The organism is Stenotrophomonas sp. 1L-E-5-B-C3 (genome assembly GCF_057292075.1).
The window spans coordinates 46817-63126 of record NZ_JBXAWS010000021.1 but is presented as its reverse complement, the minus strand read 5'-3'; the positions used below and the strand labels follow the sequence as shown (position 1 = coordinate 63126).

Sequence of the window (16310 nt, the reverse complement as noted above, 5' to 3'; positions counted from 1 at the left end):
TGAGCCGCATGGGCCCGAGGCATGCCTCGGGCGGGTTGGGCAGGACGCCCAACCCCGGTCTTGCCGTGTGCGCAGGACAGCGCACACGAGCAAGCGGCGGCCAAGCCTCCAGGGACGGATTCACGGCGTCTCCCGCGAACCCAACCCGCCCGACCCAGCGCGGCTTTTGCTTTAGCAGTCAGTCGAGCAAGCTCGACTCTACAAATCGATCCGCCACGAGGGGCTCAGCCGTTGGCCGAAATCCTCACAGTTCCGAGCGAATGCGCTCGCGCAGCGCCTGCAGATCCTTGGCAAATGCATCGATACCGGTTGCCAGCTTCTCGGTCGCCATCGGATCGGCCGCCAGATCCGCCGCGAACTTCGCCGCGTCGATCGGGGTCACGGCCACGCCGTCGGCCGCACCGGCCACCAGCTTGCGCGGCAGCTCGCCGTGGTCGGCGTCCAGCTTCTCCAGCAGGTCCGGCGAAATCGTCAGGCGGTCGCAGCCGGCCAGCGCTTCGATCTGCGCGGTCGAACGGAACGAGGCGCCCATCACCACCGTCGGCGAACCGCGGCGCTTGAATTCGGCGTACACGCCGCGCACGAACACGACGCCGGGGTCTTCATCGATGCTGGCCGGGGTCTGGCCGTTGGCAACGTACCAGTCCAGGATGCGGCCGACGAACGGCGAGATCAGGAACGCGCCGGCTTCGCTGCAGGCCAGGGCCTGGGTCGGGTTGAAGATCAGGGTCAGGTTGCAGTCGATGCCCTCGGCCTGCAGGATGCGCGCGGCTTCCACGCCTTCCCAGGTCGCGGCGATCTTGATCAGGATCTTCTCGCGCGGCACGCCGGCATCGGCGTACATCTGGATGAACTGGCGGGCCTTGGCCACGGTGGCAGCGGTGTCGTGGGCCTGGTCGGCGTCCACTTCGGTGGACACGCGGCCCGGCACCAGCGTGCTCAGCAGCGCGCCGACGCCGATGGTCAGGCGGTCGGCCACGGCGTGCACCACGGCTTCGCGGTCGCCCGTCTGCTGGCGGCCCCAGGCCAGTTCGCGTTCGATCAGCTCGGCGTACACCGGCAGGTCCAGCGCCTTCTTCACCAGGGTCGGGTTGGTGGTGCAGTCCACCGGCTGCAGGCGCTTGATTGCCTCGTAGTCACCGGTATCGGCAACGACCACGGACAGTTCGCGCAGCTGGGACAGTTTGGACGGGGTACTCATTACGGCTCCTGGTGCAGGGGGATCGAATCGCGCGCTGTGCGCAGCGGTAATCAGGGGCGGTCGTTGTGGACCGCGGTCACGCGCAGGCGCAGCTTGCGGCCGCCGGGCGCATTCCAGTCGATGCTCTGGCCGATGGAAAGGCCAAGCAGGGCACTGCCGACCGGGGCCAGCACGGAAACCTTGCCTTCATCGACGTTGGCTTCGCGGGGGAAGACCAGGGTCAGGACGTGCTTTTCGCCCGACACTTCATCTTCGCACTCCACGCGCGAATGCATCATGACGATGCCTTCGGGAATCTGGTCCGGTGCCAGCACGGTGGCACGGTTGAGTTCTTCAGCAAGCGTGAGCGCGGCAGGCGTCTGGCTCAGCGCAGGGGATTCGAGCATGGCGTCCAGGCGGTCCATGTCGAAGGTAGAAACGGTGATCGACGGCGGCAGGCCGCTGGCGGTGTTCATGGTGAAGCTCCTTGGTTGAAAGCCATGCAAAAGGCGGCACCTGCTGGCGCCGCCTGTCTGTATTGTGGGGACAAATGCGACCGGAATCGACTCCCACCGATTCCGGGCCGGTGCTGCGTAGGCTCAGCCGTTCAGCACGGGGCCGGGCAGGGTGCTGGCGTCGCCGCCGGCATTGACCGCCTCGAGGGTGAACAGTGCCTCCGGCAGGCGCTTGAACTGATCGGCCAACTCCGTCAGGAAATCGTTCATCGCCGAGCTGCGGCGCCAGATCATGGCGATGCGGCGGCTGGGACGGCCCTCGCCGGTGAAGTCGAGCAGGCGGATGTTGCTCGAGCGCGGCACCGGCGGTTGCACCGACAGGCTCGGCAGCAGGGTGATGCCGACGTCGGCGGCGACCATCTGCCGCAGCGTCTCCAGGCTGGTGGCGCGGAACTCGGACTTCTCGTTGGCGCCGAACAGCCGGCACACTTCCAGTGCCTGGTCGCGCAGGCAATGGCCGTCTTCCAGCAGCAGCAGCTTCTGCGTGGCCAGCTCCTGCACGTCCAGATGCTCGCGGCGGGCCAGCGGGTGGCGCCCGGATACGGCCAGCAGGAACGGCTCCTCGAACAGGAACTCGGCATGCAGCTGGTCGTCGATCACCGGCAGTGCCAGCAGCGCGGCGTCGAGCTTGCCTTCGCGCAGGCGGTCCAGCAGCACATCGCTCTTTTCCTCGACCAGCAGCAGCTCCAGTTCCGGGAAACGCTCGCGGATGCGCGGGATCACATGCGGCAGCAGGTACGGGCCGAGGGTCGGGAAGATCCCCAGGCGCACCGTACCGGCTTCCGGATCGCGGCTGCGACGTGCCGCTTCCTTCAGCTGTTCCACTTCGGACACGATCACCCGTGCCCGTGCTGCTGCTTCCTGGCCGGCCGGGGTCAGCATCACCTTGCGCGGCGCGCGTTCCACCAGCGGCAGGCCCAGCTCTTCTTCCAGCTTGCGGATCTGCGTGGACAGCGTCGGCTGGCTGACGAAACAAGAGGCGGCAGCCCGGCCGAAATGCTTGTGGTCGGCCAGGGCTACCAGGTACTTCAGATCACGTAGGTTCATCCTTACACCCCAGGGGTAACGGACCGGCTGACGGCATGGTTACCCGACAGGCAGACAATGTTCCCGGTGATCTGGGAACGATGGATCAGGCAGCTTCAGCAACAGCACCACTGCTGCTGCTCACCGACGAGCGGATCAGGTGGTCGAACGCACTCAATGCGGCGGTCGAACCGGCACCCATGGCAATGATGATCTGCTTGTAGGGTACCGTCGTGCAATCGCCAGCAGCGAACACGCCCGGCAGGTTGGTCTGGCCGCGGTCATCGATGACGACCTCGCCACGCGGCGACAGCGCCACGGTGTCCTTCAGCCACTCGGTGTTGGGCAGCAGGCCGATCTGCACGAAGATGCCTTCCAGCTCGACGCGGTGGGCGTCGCCGCCGACACGGTCCTTGTAGACCAGGCCGGTGACACGGCTGCCGTCGCCCAGCACTTCGGTGGTCTGTGCGCTGGTCAGCACGGTGACGTTGGCCAGGCTGCGCAGCTTCTTCTGCAGCACTTCGTCGGCGCGCAGGCTGGAATCGAACTCCAGCAGGGTTACATGCGACACGATGCCGGCCAGATCGATGGCCGCTTCCACGCCGGAGTTGCCGCCGCCGATCACCGCCACGCGCTTGCCCTTGAACAGCGGACCATCGCAGTGCGGGCAGTAGGCCACGCCCTTGTTGCGGTACTGGTCTTCGCCCGGCACGTTCATCTGCCGCCAGCGCGCGCCGGTGGACAGGATCACCGAGCGCGACTTCAGTACCGCGCCGTTCTCCAGCTGCACCTGCACCAGGCCGTCTTCACCGGCCGGCACCAGCGCGCTGGCGCGCTGCAGGTCCATGATGTCCACCTCGTACTCGCGCACGTGCTGTTCCAGCGCCGTGGCCAGCTTCGGGCCTTCGGTCTCCTTCACCGAAATGAAGTTCTCGATCGCCATCGTGTCCAGCACCTGGCCACCGAAACGCTCGGCGGCGATGCCGGTGCGGATACCCTTGCGTGCAGCGTAGATCGCTGCTGCCGCGCCGGCCGGGCCACCGCCCACCACCAGCACGTCGAAGGCGTCCTTGGCGGCGATCTTCTCGGCATCGCGCTTGCTGGCATTGGTATCCAGCTTGGCCACGATCTGCTCGAGGGTCATGCGGCCCTGGTCGAACACTTCACCGTTGAGGTACACGGTCGGCACCGACATGATCTCGCGCTTCTCGACTTCGTCCTGGAACAGGGCACCGTCGATGGCCACGTGCTGGATGCGCGGGTTGAGCACCGCGGCCAGGTTCAGCGCCTGCACCACGTCCGGGCAGTTCTGGCAGGAAAGCGAGAAGTAGGTTTCGAACTTGTATTCGCCTTCCAGGTTCTGCACCTGCTCGATCAGCTCGGCGGTGGCCTTGGACGGATGACCGCCCACCTGCAGTAGCGCCAGCACCAGCGAGGTGAACTCGTGGCCCATCGGCAGGCCGGCGAAGGTCAGGTGGATATCCTGGCCCGGGGTACCCAGGTCGAAGGACGGCACGCGGCCCTGGCCATCGCGCAGGACCTGCAGCGTGATCTTGTCCGACAGGCTGTCCAGGGTCTGCAGCAGTTCCAGCATTTCCTGCGACTTGGCGCCGTCGTCGGCGTGCGCGGTGATCTGGATCGGGCGGGTCACGCGCTCCAGATAGGTCTTCAGCTGCGACTGCAGGTTGGCGTCCAACATCGGGTCATCTCCTGGCTTCAGGCAAACAGGGGGCGTGGCACCGCTGTAGAAGGTAGCGGACCAACAGGGGGTAGGGGTGAACCCAAGACAGCGACCGTGGAAGGGGCTGGCTGGCCAAGGCGGGCGAGCGTTGGCTGTCTTGGGTTCACCCCCACGCCGGCGGGGGGGGGGGCCGGCACGGGGATGAAGGGCGCGCCGTGGCGTGGGGCCACGGCAGGCCGGTACTGCTTTAGATCTTGCCGACCAGGTCCAGCGACGGGGTCAGGGTCTTCTCGCCTTCCTTCCACTTGGCCGGGCACACCTGGTTCGGGTTGGCGGCGGTGAACTGGGCAGCCTTCAGCTTGCGCAGGGTCTCGGAGACGTCACGGGCGATCTCGTTGGAGTGGATCTCCAGGGTCTTGATCACGCCTTCCGGGTTGATGATGAAGGTGCCGCGCAGGGCCAGGCCTTCTTCCGGAATGTGCACGCCGAAGGCGTTGGTCAGCTGGTGGGTCGGGTCGCCGACCAGCGGGAACTGGGCCTTGCCGACGGCCGGCGAGGTTTCGTGCCACACCTTGTGCGAGAAGTGGGTGTCGGTGGTGACGATATAGACCTCGGCGCCGGCCTTCTTGAACTCGGCGTAATGGTCAGCGGCGTCTTCGATCTCGGTCGGGCAGTTGAAGGTGAAGGCGGCCGGCATGAAGATCAGGACCGACCACTGGCCCTTCAGGGTGCTGTCGGAAACCTTGATGAACTCGCCATTCAGGTAAGCATTGGCTTCGAACGGCTGGATCTGGGTGTTGATCAGGGACATCGTTATTCCTCTGGGTGAAGGGGAGTGGGTGAATCGACAGGACCTAGATTACCGACTCGCTATCGATAAGAACAATCCATTGATTGCATCTATTTGATAGATGAAGTCTATCAAAATGTACTGAGCAGGCACTGAACCCGGACGCTTTCATCCTGCAACTGCCTGTGTGACAAGGAAAATCTTCCGGAACGGCTGAATAGGGCCAATAGTCCCTCCTTATCCCGTCGGGCAGAACCTGAACGGATTGCAGCCTTTTGTAGAGTCGAGCCATGCTCGAGTGCGGGCCTGTGGATGTGTAGCTCGACTGCGGCAGAAGCAGCCGAGCATGGGCTCGGCTCTACAATTGCGGCATGTCTTTCCAAACCGAACCCACCCTGCGCCAGGTCGTGGCCGAGGCCAGTGCCCGCCTGGGCGGCGTCGAGGCTCGCCACGAGGCCGAACTGCTGTTGTTGCACGTGCTGGATTGCCCGCGCAGCTGGCTGTTCGCGCATGCCACCGATCCGCTGGACGCCAATGACCAGGCCGCCTTCGAGGCGTTGCTGGCCCGCCGCGTGGCCGGTGAGCCGGTCGCCTACCTGACCGGCCGCCGCGGTTTCTGGACGCTGGACCTGGAAGTCGATCCGGCCACGCTGATCCCGCGTCCGGAAACCGAGCTGCTGGTCGAGCTGGCATTGGAGCGCCTGCCACAGGACCGCGCGCTGCAGCTGGCCGACCTCGGCACTGGCAGCGGCGCGATCGCCTTGGCACTGGCCAGCGAACGGCCCCAAGCGCAGGTGCTGGCCACCGATGCCAGCCCGGGTGCACTGACCGTGGCTGCGCGCAATGCCGCCCGCCATGAACTGGGCAACGTCCGCTTCGCCGAGGGCGGGCACGACTGGTATGCGCCGCTGCAGGGTGCACGCTTCGACCTGATCGCCAGCAACCCGCCATACATCGCCAGCGACGACCCGCATCTGGAGCAGGGCGACCTGCGTTTTGAACCGGCTACCGCGCTGGCCTCCGGCGTGGATGGCCTGGACGACATCCGTCGCATCGTCGACGGCGGCCAGGCCCACCTGCTGCCCGGCGGTTGGCTGCTGATCGAGCACGGTTGGGACCAGGGCGCGGCGATCCGCGCGCTGTTCGACGCCGCCGGTTTTGCGGAGGTGCAGACCGTGCAGGACCTGGAGCAGCGCGACCGCATCACCCTGGGCCGGCGTCCGGCCTAGAATGGAGGTTCTCCTGCCCCGGCAGGGCATCACCCTGGAGCTGCAAGCATGCGTACGCTGTACCCCGCCATCACCCCCTACGACGTTGGCACCCTGAAGGTCGACGACCGCCACACGCTGTACTTCGAACAGTGCGGCAACCCGGATGGCAAGCCGGTGGTGATGCTGCACGGTGGCCCGGGCGGTGGTTGCAGCGACAAGATGCGCCAGTTCCACGACCCGTCCAAGTACCGCATCATCCTGTTCGACCAGCGCGGTGCCGGCCGTTCCACGCCGCACGCCGACCTGGTGGACAACACCACCTGGGACCTCGTCGCCGATATCGAGAAGCTGCGCGAGCACCTGAAGGTTGATCGCTGGCAGGTGTTCGGCGGCAGCTGGGGCTCTACCCTGGCACTGGCCTATGCCGAAACCCACCCGCAGCGCGTGACCGAACTGGTCCTGCGCGGCATCTTCATGCTGCGTCGCTGGGAGCTGGAGTGGTTCTACCAGGAAGGCGCCAACCGCCTGTTCCCGGATGCGTGGGAGCACTACCTGAAGCCGATTCCGTCGGTGGAGCGCCATGACCTGATCTCCGCGTTCCATCGCCGGCTGACCAGCGAAGATGAAGCAACCCGGCTGGATGCGGCCAAGGCCTGGGCGGTGTGGGAAGGTGCGACCAGCTTCCTGCATGTGGACGACGACTTCATCAACAGCCACGAAGACCCGCACTTCGCGCTGGCCTTCGCGCGCATCGAGAACCATTACTTCGTCAACGGCGGCTTCTTCGAGGTGGAAGACCAGCTGCTGCGCGACGCACACCGCATCGCCGATATCCCGGGCGTGATCGTGCACGGCCGCTACGACGTGGTCTGCCCGCTGGCCAACGCCTGGGACCTGACCAAGGTGTGGCCGAAGGCCAAGCTGGAAATCACGCCGGCCTCGGGGCATTCGGCGTTCGAAGCCGAGAACGTGGACGCGCTGGTGCGCGCGACGGATAGCTTCGCCTGATCGTTGATTGCCCAGGGGTCGGATCCCTTTCCTGCGGAAAGGGCTCTGACCCCGAGCGGCAACCCCATCCACGCACGGCGTGGATCTACCGCAGCCCGGTAGTGCCGGCCGCTGGCCGGCAACCCGGAAACGATTGCATCCACGCAGGCGCCGGCCAGCGGCCGGCGCTACCAATCCCCGGCCAGCAACGCGTCGGCCAGCACCTGCAGCTTCGGCGAATGCTGGCGCGAAGGCGGATAGATCAACGACAGCGCGCGGCTGCGGCCTTCGAATGGCTGCAGCACGCGTTGCAGGCGGCCATCGGCCAGCGCGTCGGCCACCGCGAAATCCATCACCTGCACGATGCCGATGCCAGAAATTGCTGCCTCCACCAGCGGGTCCCCGCAGTCAAACACCATCCGCGCCGGTGGCGTGACCTCCCGCAGTTGCCCGTCCTGCAGGAACTGCCAGTCCACCAGCCGGCCACTGCGCAGGTTGCGCACCGCCAGGCAGGCATGATCCTGCAGCGCGGCCACATCGTCCGGTGTGCCACAGCGGTCCAGATATTCCGGGCTGGCCACCGTCACCCAGCGTAGTGGCTTCAACGGGCGCGCCACCATGCGCTGGTCAGCGATGGTGCCGGTGCGCAGCGCGGCATCGAAGCCTTCCTCGACCAGATCGACCAGGCGATCGCTGAGCACCGCTTCTACCTGCAGCTGTGGATGCTGCTGCAGCAACGGCCCAAGCAAAGGCACCAGCACCCTGCGCCCGAACATCGACGGCGCGCTGATCTTCAGCGTGCCTGAGGGCGTGCACGGACGGTCGGCTAACTGCCGCTCGGCATCGTCGAGGCCGGCCAGCAGCGGCGACACCTGTTCGACGAATTGGCGGCCGTCCGTCGTCAGCGCCACGTTGCGGGTGTTCCGCTGCAGCAGCTTTACACCGAGGGTGGCCTCCAGCCGTCCGATCGCGCGCGACAGGCCGGATTGGCTCAGGCCGAGCTGGCCGGCGGCCACGGTGAAGCTGCGGGCTTCGGCCACCTGCACCAGCATGCGCACTGCATTGAGGTCCATCGAGGCTGCATTCATGCCGAAAATCATGACAGATATGGTCGGGGAGGGGTTTATTGATTGGCTCGCATCAATGAGACTGCGCTCCCCCACCGCGCCAGACCGCCGATGCCTCCCCTCAAATACCCGCGCTGGGCGCTGACCCTGCTGGCCACCGCCCAGCTGATCATCGCCCTGGATGCCACCATCATCTTCGTTGCCCTGCATGACATGGGCCGCGCGCTGCAGATCAACGCGCAGCAGCTGCAATGGGTGGTCAGTGCCTACACCGTGGCCTTTGGCGGCAGCCTGCTGCTGGGTGGCCGTGCCGCCGACCTGATCGGCCGCCGCCGCTTCTACCGGCTGGGCATGCTGCTGTTCGCGCTGGCCTCGCTGCTCGGTGCGCTGGCGCCGAATGCCACGCTGTTGATCATCGCGCGTGCGGCACAGGGCATCGGCGCGGCGTTGCTGTTCCCGGCCACGCTGGCACTGATCAACACGCTGTATGCGGAAGGTCCGGTGCGAAACCGCGCGCTGGCAATCTGGAGCATGGCCAGCGCGGTCGGCCTGGCGTTGGGCACGCTGCTCGGCGGCGTGCTGACCCAGGCATTCGGCTGGCCGGCGGTGCTGGCGGTGATCGTGCCGCTGGCCACCGCCTGCGCGGTCGCGGCCGGTGTGTGGTTGCCGGCCGATGGTCCACGCGTGCAGGGCCGTTCATTCGATCTGGCCGGTTGTCTCACCGTCACCGCCGGCGGCAGCCTGCTGGTCACCACCCTGGTGCAAGGGCCGGAGTGGGGCTGGACGGCGCCGGCCACGCTCATCTGCCTGCTGCTTTCCGCCGTACTGTTGACGGTGTTCGTACAGATCGAAAAGCGCAGCCGCGACCCGCTGATGCAGTTTTCGCTGTTGCGCCTGCCCGGCCTGCGCGCCGCGCTGGGTTTGACCTTCGCTTTCATGAGCAGCTATGGCGTGCAGTACTACTTCCTGGCGCTCTACTTCCAGGATGGCTATGGCTGGAGCCCGCTGCAGGCGGGCATGGCCTTCCTGCTGCCGACATTGGTGTGTACCTTCGGCATCCGTATTGCCGAACGCATGCTGCGGCACCGTTCGCCACGGCAGGTACTGGCCTGGGGCTTCGCCGCCGGTGCCGTCGGCATTGCCGCGGTGGCGCTGGCGATGCCGCATGGCGCAGGTTACTGGCCGCTGCTGCCGGGCGTCGTGGTGCTCAGCCTCGGCCAGGGCATGAGCTGGACGGCGATGTGGATCGTGGCCGGGCAGGGCGTGCCGGGTCCGCAGCAAGGCGTCGCGTCCGGCATGGCGGCCACCGCCCAGCAGATCGGCGGCGCCTTGGGATTGGCGGTACTGGTGATGGTCGCCAACGCCGCGCGCGGCACGCAGGCGGCAACCAGCCCTGATGCGCTGCAGGGCATGGTCAATGCACAGTACGGCGCCGCGCTGTTCGCCGCGCTCGGCGTGGTGATCGCGCTGGGCCTGCGCCGGGCGCCGGTAGACTCGGCAGCGACTGCCTGCCTGAGCACCGACGCATGATCGAACTGCTGGACCTGCAACAGACCCTGCATGCCTTCGCCGCCTGCAACGATGAGGATGCGGTGTATGCCTCCTTCGGTTGGGTGCACGCCACCGATGGCGATCTGCTGCAGGCGGGTTTCTGGTTGCCGGCCGATGAAGAAGCAGCGTTCGACGACGACAGCGATGTTCCTGCCCGCGCGCGCGCGCTGGGCCTGTCCAGCTATCTTGAACCGGCGACCTTCGCCGACGTGCTCGACGTGCAGAAGCGGCAACGCCCACTGTCCACACTGGCCGATTATGCGCAGGCGCTGGCGTACTACGCCGAGTACGACGCGTTCCAGCAGGTCGATGGCATCGACGAGGCCCTGGGCGAAGCGGGTGCTGAGGAACAGGCGGCTGCGCGCGAGGCAGGGGTGGGCGAAGGCATCTTCGCTTCGTTCGACCTGTGCATGGTGGCGTGCCCGGTAGACCAGCTGAAGGCCGCTGCGCAGCGCGTGGCGCACGTGCTGGAAATCCCGGTAGGCGAAGCATTGGCGCGCTGCCGCTCGTTGCCGTTGGCGCTCGGTGAAGGACTGGATCGCAACCGTGCGCAGGCGATCAAGGATGACTTCGACGCCATCGGTGCGACCTTGCAGGTGCACGGGTTCAAGTCGTTCCCGTGGATGGATGCGCCCGTATTGCGGTAGTGCCGGCCGCTGGCCGGCAACCCCAAGGTCCGTTGGATCATTGCAGTTGCCGGCCAGCGGCCGGCACTACCAAGCCTGGGTAAATCACCCGGCGGCCAGCAACTGCGGCTGCAGCGCGCTGAAAATCCGCGCCAGCCGCTCCGCCCATGCCTGCTGCCCGGCGGCATCGGCGATCAGGTCCTGGCGGATTTCCAGTTCCACGTGCACCAGGCCGCGGCCTTCGCCGTGCACCGGCACCGCGTAGTCGCTGGTACTGCTGACCGAATACGGTTCGTTGTCGCCCACCACCAGGTCGCCTTCGTCGCGCAGTGCCTGCAGCAGTGCATGCGCAAAGCGCGTGTCCTGGTGGTACAGCACGCCGGCATGCCACGGCCGCTGCGCGCCGTTCATCGCCGGGGTGAAGCTGTGCATCATCACCAGCAGGGTGGGGCGACGGGCATCGCGGCGTGCGTCCAGTTCGGCGTCGATGCGTGCGTGGTACGGCGCATGGATCGCATCAATGCGCTGTTGCCGCTGCGCCGCCGACAGACCTGCATTGCCCGGCACCACGGTGTGGTCGCTCACTTCCGGAATCAGTGTGGGCGAGGCCAGCGGGCGGTTGCAGTCGATCAGCAGCCGCGAATAGGTCTGTTCGATTGCCCAGGCATCCAGCCGTTCGGCCAGTGCGCGGGTGGTGCCGGCAATGCCGATGTCCCAGCCGATGTGGCGGTCCAGTTCGGCCTGTGGCAAGCCCAGGCCGGCGAGGGCACGCGGCACGTGCTGGCCGGCGTGGTCGGCCAGCAGCAGGTACGGTGACGCGCCTTGAGCCCGGTGGATCGCGTAGATTGCCGGATCATCGGCGCAAAGCAGCGCCGGCAGTGCGTGCAGGTCGGCGTCAGCCACGCGGGCGCCCGTCCAGGTGATGCTCGATCATCCACAGTCCGGCCCACAGCTTGGCATCCAGCTCGTAGCCTTCGCCCATCTTCTGCACCAGCCACGCCGCCGCTTGTGCGCGCGGAATTTCGTGCACGGTGATGTCCTCGCTGTCGTCGCCGCCACCTTCGCCGATCCGGCGCAGGCCGGTGGCACGGACGAAGGCGATCTTCTCGGCGCTCGCGCCGGAGGAGGTCGGGCCGATCATCAGCACTTCGGCGTGATCGGCGGTCCAGCCGGTCTCTTCTTCCAGTTCGCGCACGGCCGAGACTTCGATCGACTCGCCGGCATCGATGTCGCCAACCAGGCCGGCCGGCATTTCGATGGTGGGGGCCTGCAGCGGCACGCGGAACTGTTCGACGAACAGCACCTTGTCCTCGGGGGTGACGGCGATGATGATCGCCGCCAGGCCGCCAGCATGGGTGCGTTCGCTGTATTCCCAGGTGCCGCGCACCAGCATGCGCTGGTACTTGCCTTCGTAGACGACACGCGGGGCTTCGGTGTTGCGCTGGCTCATGCGGGCTCGCCGGAATTGGAAAAAGATGGAGTGGGAACGGGGTCGGCCACGCCTGCGGCATCGAACAGCCGGCGGCGGGTCATCGGACCAAAGCGCAGGGTCTGGCACAGGCCAGCGAGCAGCTCCGGGTCGGCCGACTGGCGCAGCAGGCCGGGTTGGCTGCCCTCCAGCGGCGCGTCCAGCGCGATGGTGGTCAGCTGGCGCCAGAGCAGGGCGTGCTCGCGCTGCTCGCGCAGGCGCACCGCCATCTGTGCGGCGCCGCGCAGGCGCAGGAACGGCACTTCGTCCAGACGTTCGTAGAGCACGTCCATGCTGCCGAAATGGGCCAGCAGCACCGCAGCGGACTTGCTGCCGACGCCGCTGACGCCGGGAATGTTGTCCACCGCATCGCCGCACAGCGCCAGGTAGTCGGCGATCTGGTGCGCGTGCACGCCGTGCCGTGCCTTCACGCCGGCCACGTCCCAGCGCTGGTTGCGGGCGTAGTCCCACTGTTCGTCGTGGTCGACCAGCAGCTGCGACAGGTCCTTGTCGGCGGAGATGATCACCCCGCGATGGCTGCCGCGGTGCACGTGCAGGGCGCTGCCGATCAGGTCGTCGGCCTCGTATTCGTGGTGGGCCAGCACGGCCAGGCCCAACGCCGCGCACAGCGCCTTGCAATGCACGAACTGGCGCTTCAGCGCTTCAGGAGCCGGATCACGGTTGGCCTTGTAGGCCGGATACAGCCGATGGCGGAAGCCGCTGTCGAGCGCTTCGTCGAAGGCGATGGCGATGTGCCGCGGGCGCTCGCGCTCCAGCAGATCGAGCAGGAAGCGGGCGAAGCCGTGCACGGCATTGGTCGGCCAGCCCTGGCTGTCCTGGAACTCGTCCGGCAGCGAATGCCAGGCGCGGAACACATAGATGCTGGCATCGACCAGGTACAGCGACGGCGGCGGAGCCGGCAGGGTCATGCCGGCGGCGTCCAGTCGCGCAGCAGGGCCGCCGGGTCGGGGCGCTCGCGCTCGGGAACATCGGCCTTGGGCGTACCAATGTGGATGAAACCGGCGATGCCCTCGCCCTCGACCAGGCCCAGATGGGCCTGCACGACCGGATCGAAGGCCATCCAGGCGGTCAGCCACTGCGCGCCGAAGCCCAGCGCCTGCGCGGCCTGCAGCAGGGCGAAGCAGACGCAGCCGGCGGTCATCAGCTGTTCCTGTTCGGGCACCTTCGGGTCCGGGCGCGGGCTGGCCACCACCACGATCACCAGCGGGGCGTGGCTGAAACGCTGGCGGTCCTTCTCGAATACCGCCTCGCCGGCATGCGGGTCGCGCTGGCGGCTGCGCTCGGCCAGAAAGTCGCCCAGAGTGTGACGTGCATCGCCGGCGATCTTTAGGAAGCGGAACGGCACGCGCTTGCCGTGATCGGGCACGCGTACTGCTGAAGCCAGCATCCGCTGCAGGGTGGCCGGATCTGGTCCGGGCTCGCCCAGTTGCCGCGAAGGCACTGAGCGGCGGGCATCCAGGGCAAGCAGGGCAGCGGGGTCGGGCATGGAGTATTAACCGGTCGTCACGGGTGTTTGATTATAGTCGGGGCGGCCAATGGCACCGTCTGTGTCGCGTCCGGACCCTGAATATCAAACTGTGATGAACATCATGCCACTGGCGGGAAACGGACGACCGCTTCCCCTCGCCTCATGGGCCTTGCACCGCTTACGATATCTGTCTTGCCGGGCCGCCGGTCATGAGGTTTGAAGTGAGGACTGTTTCACTGTCCGTGACGGGCTGGCCGGCCTACCATCGACGTACCGGTACATGGGGTGTACCGGTCGTCGTGATGTCCATGTTGTCTGTCGTACCAGAGAAGGTGGGGAGCCTTCCCGAATGATGAGCGCGCCCACACCGATGGGATCGCCGGGCCGTGACCCGGCACAGCTCCAGCGTGCCCGGGAGGTGGTCCTGCCTGCCCTGTGCCAGGCCTTCGGGGCCGCACTGGCGCGTTTCGACGATGCCCTGTTCGACCGCGCCGGCAATGCTGGCTCGTCGCAGCTGCTGTTCCTGGATGCGATGCGCGAGCTGCGCCGCCGCCGTGAGGACATCGCCGCCGCCTTCGCCGGCCACCTGCAGCGGGCCTGGGATGCGCTGGCCAGCGGGGAGCCGTTGTCGGCCGAGGCGACCCTGTCGGGCCCGGCCGAGGATGGTCTCAGCCTGCTGGATGAGCATGTACTGGAGTCGCGGCTGGCGGTGCGCAATTTCGCGACCGTGCTGCTGCGCGACTTCAAGCCGGTGCTGGCGCGGCTGGACCGCCGCCTGGGCCGCTTGATCGGCGGCGCCGAGCTGGATGCCGACCACAACCCGGTCAGCCCCGAACACCTGGGCGTGGCCATCCATGAGGCCTTTGCCGGTTGCGAGCTGGCGCCGGAAGTGCACCTGGTGCTGATCAAGCTGTGCGAGCGCGACCTGCGCGCGCCGGTCGGCCGTATCTACGAGAAGCTGGACGAACAACTGGCTGCCGCCGGGGTGATGTCGCAGATGGGGGCGCCGCGACGTCCGCTGTCGGCTGCGCCCGAGCCGCGGATGCCTTCGGGCCTGGACGACCTGGTCGAGCAGCGTCAGGGCGGGGGTTTCGATACTGAATCCGGCGACGACGAACAGGCCGCACCGGCCTGGGCGCAGCGCTTTGCCGCACGCTGGTCCGAGCGCCGCGGCCACATGCAGCAGCACCTGGATGGCGAAGACGGCGGCACCGGCGAGGCCTACACGGGCCAGCAGGGCATGCTGCTGGAGGCGCTGCACGAACTGCTGCAGCAGACCCGCCACGTGCGCGAGGACGCGACGTCGGCTGCACAGGTCGCTGTTGGCCAGCATCGCCCCTTGAGCCAGCGCGAGATGATGTCGGTGCTGTCGCTGCTGCAGGCCACGCCCAGCGCAACCCTGCGCGCAGCCATTGGCGAGGACGGCGAATCGCTGGCGCAGCGGCTGAAGAGCGAAGTGCTGTCCAGCGCCACCCGGCTTGGCGTCGACCCCGGCCAGAGCCGGCTGGATCCGCAGGACGAAGATGCGATCGACCTGGTCGGCATGTTGTTCGACGTGATGCTGGACGAACGCGAACTGGAAGGCCGCTCGCGCGAACTGATCGGTCGCCTGGTAGTGCCCTTCGTCAAGGTCGCCATGCTCGATCGCCGCATGTTCGTGCAGAAGACCCACCCGGCGCGCAAGCTGCTCAACTCACTAGCCGAGGCCTGCGAAGGCAACACCGGCGAGAGCCAGGCCGAGCGCATGCTGATGGCCAAGGTCGAGGAGATCATCGAGCGCCTGGTGGCCGAGTTCAACGAGAACCTGGCGATCTTCCTGACCCTGGAAGAAGAATTCCGCGAATTCCTGGTGCAGCATCGTCGCCGTGTGGAAATTGCCGAGCGTCGCGCCGCCGAAACGCAGCGCGGCCAGGAAAAGCTGGAAATGGCCCGCAGCCGTGCCGGCGCCGAACTGGACCGCCGCATCGGCGATGCCACCCTGCCGTCGGCCATTGCCGAGTTCCTGCGCCAGCCATGGCAGCACCACCTGACCCTGGCGCTGCTGCGCGAGGGCGAGGACGGGGCATCGGTGGCCGAAGCGTTGAGCTTGGGCGATGGCCTGCTGGAAGAAGTAGCCGAAGCGCGCCGCCAGATCGTCGGCAAGCCGTGGCTGCAGGCCTGGCAGCCGGTACTGGCCAAAGTATTCGCCAGCGTCGGCGTGCATGGCGATGCGGCCACCGCCGCCATCGATGCGCTGCATGACACCCTGCAGGGCATTGCTGAATCGCGGCCGGAACTGCAGCGCGCGCTGCCGGAGCTGCCGCAGGTCGCGCTGCCGACGCCGCCGGTGGCCGAGTCGCCGGCGGTGGAGTTGAGTGGCCAGATCAATGCTGATGATTTCGACAACGTCGACGCCGATCGCTTCCGTCGCATGGAGATCGGCAACTGGCTGGACTTCGTCGACAAGGATGGCAAGGTCCAGGCCGGCAAGCTGTCCTGGATCAGCCCGATTTCCTCGCGCCTGCTGTTCGTCAACCGCCGTGGCGTGCGTTTCTGCGTGGCTTCGCCGGAGGAACTGGCGGTGATGGTGCGGTTGGGCCGCCTGCGCGCCCATGTTGACGATGGCGCCTTCGACAGCGCCATGCAGGGCGTGATCGATCGGCTGGACCCGGGCAGCGCCACCCTGCACTGAGCGGTGGCGGCCTGCTAGGATCGGGAAAACACACCGATCAGCGGGGAC

15 protein-coding genes are annotated in these 16310 nt (G+C 67.1%); 5 read left to right on the top strand and 10 right to left on the bottom strand.

Going from position 1 to position 16310, the window contains the following annotated elements; genetic code table 11:
* Window positions 1-244 precede the first annotated feature (244 nt).
* The 5 genes from AC0Z6F_RS20030 to ahpC form a co-directional block, all read right to left on the bottom strand.
* A complete protein-coding gene (locus tag AC0Z6F_RS20030) occupies window positions 245-1201 on the bottom strand; it encodes a transaldolase (protein ID WP_012510115.1) in 957 nt (318 codons plus the stop codon).
* Between the two features lie 50 nt (window positions 1202-1251).
* Complete coding sequence (rnk, locus tag AC0Z6F_RS20025) at window positions 1252-1656, bottom strand: nucleoside diphosphate kinase regulator (protein ID WP_004144805.1); 405 nt, start codon at window positions 1654-1656, stop codon at window positions 1252-1254.
* Window positions 1657-1779: 123 nt separating this feature from the next.
* Window positions 1780-2742, bottom strand: coding sequence for a LysR substrate-binding domain-containing protein (locus tag AC0Z6F_RS20020; protein WP_012510116.1), 963 nt, complete (start codon window positions 2740-2742; stop codon window positions 1780-1782).
* An 85-nt stretch (window positions 2743-2827) separates the two neighbouring features.
* Window positions 2828-4420, bottom strand: coding sequence for an alkyl hydroperoxide reductase subunit F (ahpF, locus tag AC0Z6F_RS20015; RefSeq protein WP_004144809.1), 1593 nt, complete (start codon window positions 4418-4420; stop codon window positions 2828-2830).
* A 229-nt stretch (window positions 4421-4649) separates the two neighbouring features.
* Window positions 4650-5213, bottom strand: a complete 564-nt coding sequence (gene ahpC, locus AC0Z6F_RS20010; RefSeq protein WP_004144811.1) for an alkyl hydroperoxide reductase subunit C — start codon at window positions 5211-5213, stop codon at window positions 4650-4652.
* Window positions 5214-5563: 350 nt separating this feature from the next.
* Here ahpC and prmC point away from each other — a divergent pair, with 350 nt between their 5' ends.
* Together prmC and pip are read left to right on the top strand one after the other, a co-directional pair.
* Window positions 5564-6421 (top strand): peptide chain release factor N(5)-glutamine methyltransferase, encoded by an 858-nt coding sequence (prmC, locus tag AC0Z6F_RS20005; protein ID WP_197585367.1) that lies wholly within the window; start codon window positions 5564-5566, stop codon window positions 6419-6421.
* Window positions 6422-6469: 48 nt separating this feature from the next.
* The gene (pip, locus tag AC0Z6F_RS20000; RefSeq protein ID WP_065722819.1) at window positions 6470-7411 is read left to right on the top strand and encodes a prolyl aminopeptidase; all 942 of its coding nucleotides are present in this window, start codon (window positions 6470-6472) and stop codon (window positions 7409-7411) included.
* Window positions 7412-7578: 167 nt separating this feature from the next.
* Here pip and AC0Z6F_RS19995 read toward each other — a convergent pair whose 3' ends face one another.
* Complete coding sequence (locus tag AC0Z6F_RS19995; RefSeq protein ID WP_032968778.1) at window positions 7579-8463, bottom strand: LysR family transcriptional regulator; 885 nt, start codon at window positions 8461-8463, stop codon at window positions 7579-7581.
* 105 nt (window positions 8464-8568) lie between these two features.
* Between AC0Z6F_RS19995 and AC0Z6F_RS19990 the strand changes: the two genes are divergently transcribed.
* Window positions 8569-9987 carry an MFS transporter gene (locus AC0Z6F_RS19990; RefSeq protein WP_485618450.1) on the top strand — a complete coding sequence of 473 codons (1419 nt, stop codon included), beginning with the start codon at window positions 8569-8571 and terminating at the stop codon, window positions 9985-9987.
* Window positions 9984-10655 carry a DUF7716 domain-containing protein gene (locus AC0Z6F_RS19985; RefSeq protein WP_485618448.1) on the top strand — a complete coding sequence of 224 codons (672 nt, stop codon included), beginning with the start codon at window positions 9984-9986 and terminating at the stop codon, window positions 10653-10655. Before AC0Z6F_RS19990 ends, AC0Z6F_RS19985 begins: the two co-directional genes overlap by 4 nt.
* Window positions 10656-10739: 84 nt before the next feature.
* Here the strand turns inward: AC0Z6F_RS19985 and AC0Z6F_RS19980 are convergent, their stop codons facing one another.
* Genes AC0Z6F_RS19980 through AC0Z6F_RS19965 form a run of 4 tightly spaced genes read right to left on the bottom strand, consistent with a single transcriptional unit; the run spans window position 10740 to window position 13609 of the window.
* The gene (locus AC0Z6F_RS19980) at window positions 10740-11537 is read right to left on the bottom strand and encodes an N-formylglutamate amidohydrolase (RefSeq protein ID WP_012510122.1); all 798 of its coding nucleotides are present in this window, start codon (window positions 11535-11537) and stop codon (window positions 10740-10742) included.
* Window positions 11530-12084 (bottom strand): NUDIX hydrolase, encoded by a 555-nt coding sequence (locus tag AC0Z6F_RS19975; RefSeq protein WP_004144854.1) that lies wholly within the window; start codon window positions 12082-12084, stop codon window positions 11530-11532. Before AC0Z6F_RS19975 ends, AC0Z6F_RS19980 begins: the two co-directional genes overlap by 8 nt.
* Window positions 12081-13031, bottom strand: a complete 951-nt coding sequence (locus tag AC0Z6F_RS19970) for a 5'-3' exonuclease (RefSeq protein WP_032968783.1) — start codon at window positions 13029-13031, stop codon at window positions 12081-12083. The genes AC0Z6F_RS19975 and AC0Z6F_RS19970 overlap by 4 nt, the downstream gene beginning before the upstream one ends.
* Complete coding sequence (locus tag AC0Z6F_RS19965; protein WP_012510124.1) at window positions 13028-13609, bottom strand: nitroreductase family protein; 582 nt, start codon at window positions 13607-13609, stop codon at window positions 13028-13030. Before AC0Z6F_RS19965 ends, AC0Z6F_RS19970 begins: the two co-directional genes overlap by 4 nt.
* 331 nt (window positions 13610-13940) lie before the next feature.
* Here AC0Z6F_RS19965 and AC0Z6F_RS19960 point away from each other — a divergent pair, with 331 nt between their 5' ends.
* Window positions 13941-16262 carry a DUF1631 domain-containing protein gene (locus tag AC0Z6F_RS19960; RefSeq protein WP_012510125.1) on the top strand — a complete coding sequence of 774 codons (2322 nt, stop codon included), beginning with the start codon at window positions 13941-13943 and terminating at the stop codon, window positions 16260-16262.
* The last annotated feature ends 48 nt before the right edge of the window (window positions 16263-16310 follow it).

What these genes read in the sequence shown, in the direction of transcription:
- pip (WP_065722819.1), top strand. Translation starts at nt 6,470, where the DNA reads ATGCGTACGCTGTACCCCGCCATCACCCCCTACGACGTTGGCACCCTG.
- rnk (WP_004144805.1), bottom strand. Translation starts at nt 1,656, where the DNA reads ATGAACACCGCCAGCGGCCTGCCGCCGTCGATCACCGTTTCTACCTTC.
- AC0Z6F_RS19970 (WP_032968783.1), bottom strand. Translation starts at nt 13,031, where the DNA reads ATGACCCTGCCGGCTCCGCCGCCGTCGCTGTACCTGGTCGATGCCAGC.
- AC0Z6F_RS19985 (WP_485618448.1), top strand. Translation starts at nt 9,984, where the DNA reads ATGATCGAACTGCTGGACCTGCAACAGACCCTGCATGCCTTCGCCGCC.
- AC0Z6F_RS19990 (WP_485618450.1), top strand. Translation starts at nt 8,569, where the DNA reads ATGCCTCCCCTCAAATACCCGCGCTGGGCGCTGACCCTGCTGGCCACC.
- AC0Z6F_RS20030 (WP_012510115.1), bottom strand. Translation starts at nt 1,201, where the DNA reads ATGAGTACCCCGTCCAAACTGTCCCAGCTGCGCGAACTGTCCGTGGTC.
- AC0Z6F_RS19965 (WP_012510124.1), bottom strand. Translation starts at nt 13,609, where the DNA reads ATGCCCGACCCCGCTGCCCTGCTTGCCCTGGATGCCCGCCGCTCAGTG.
- AC0Z6F_RS19960 (WP_012510125.1), top strand. Translation starts at nt 13,941, where the DNA reads ATGATGAGCGCGCCCACACCGATGGGATCGCCGGGCCGTGACCCGGCA.
- ahpC (WP_004144811.1), bottom strand. Translation starts at nt 5,213, where the DNA reads ATGTCCCTGATCAACACCCAGATCCAGCCGTTCGAAGCCAATGCTTAC.
- AC0Z6F_RS19975 (WP_004144854.1), bottom strand. Translation starts at nt 12,084, where the DNA reads ATGAGCCAGCGCAACACCGAAGCCCCGCGTGTCGTCTACGAAGGCAAG.
- prmC (WP_197585367.1), top strand. Translation starts at nt 5,564, where the DNA reads ATGTCTTTCCAAACCGAACCCACCCTGCGCCAGGTCGTGGCCGAGGCC.
- AC0Z6F_RS19995 (WP_032968778.1), bottom strand. Translation starts at nt 8,463, where the DNA reads ATGGACCTCAATGCAGTGCGCATGCTGGTGCAGGTGGCCGAAGCCCGC.
- ahpF (WP_004144809.1), bottom strand. Translation starts at nt 4,420, where the DNA reads ATGTTGGACGCCAACCTGCAGTCGCAGCTGAAGACCTATCTGGAGCGC.
- AC0Z6F_RS20020 (WP_012510116.1), bottom strand. Translation starts at nt 2,742, where the DNA reads ATGAACCTACGTGATCTGAAGTACCTGGTAGCCCTGGCCGACCACAAG.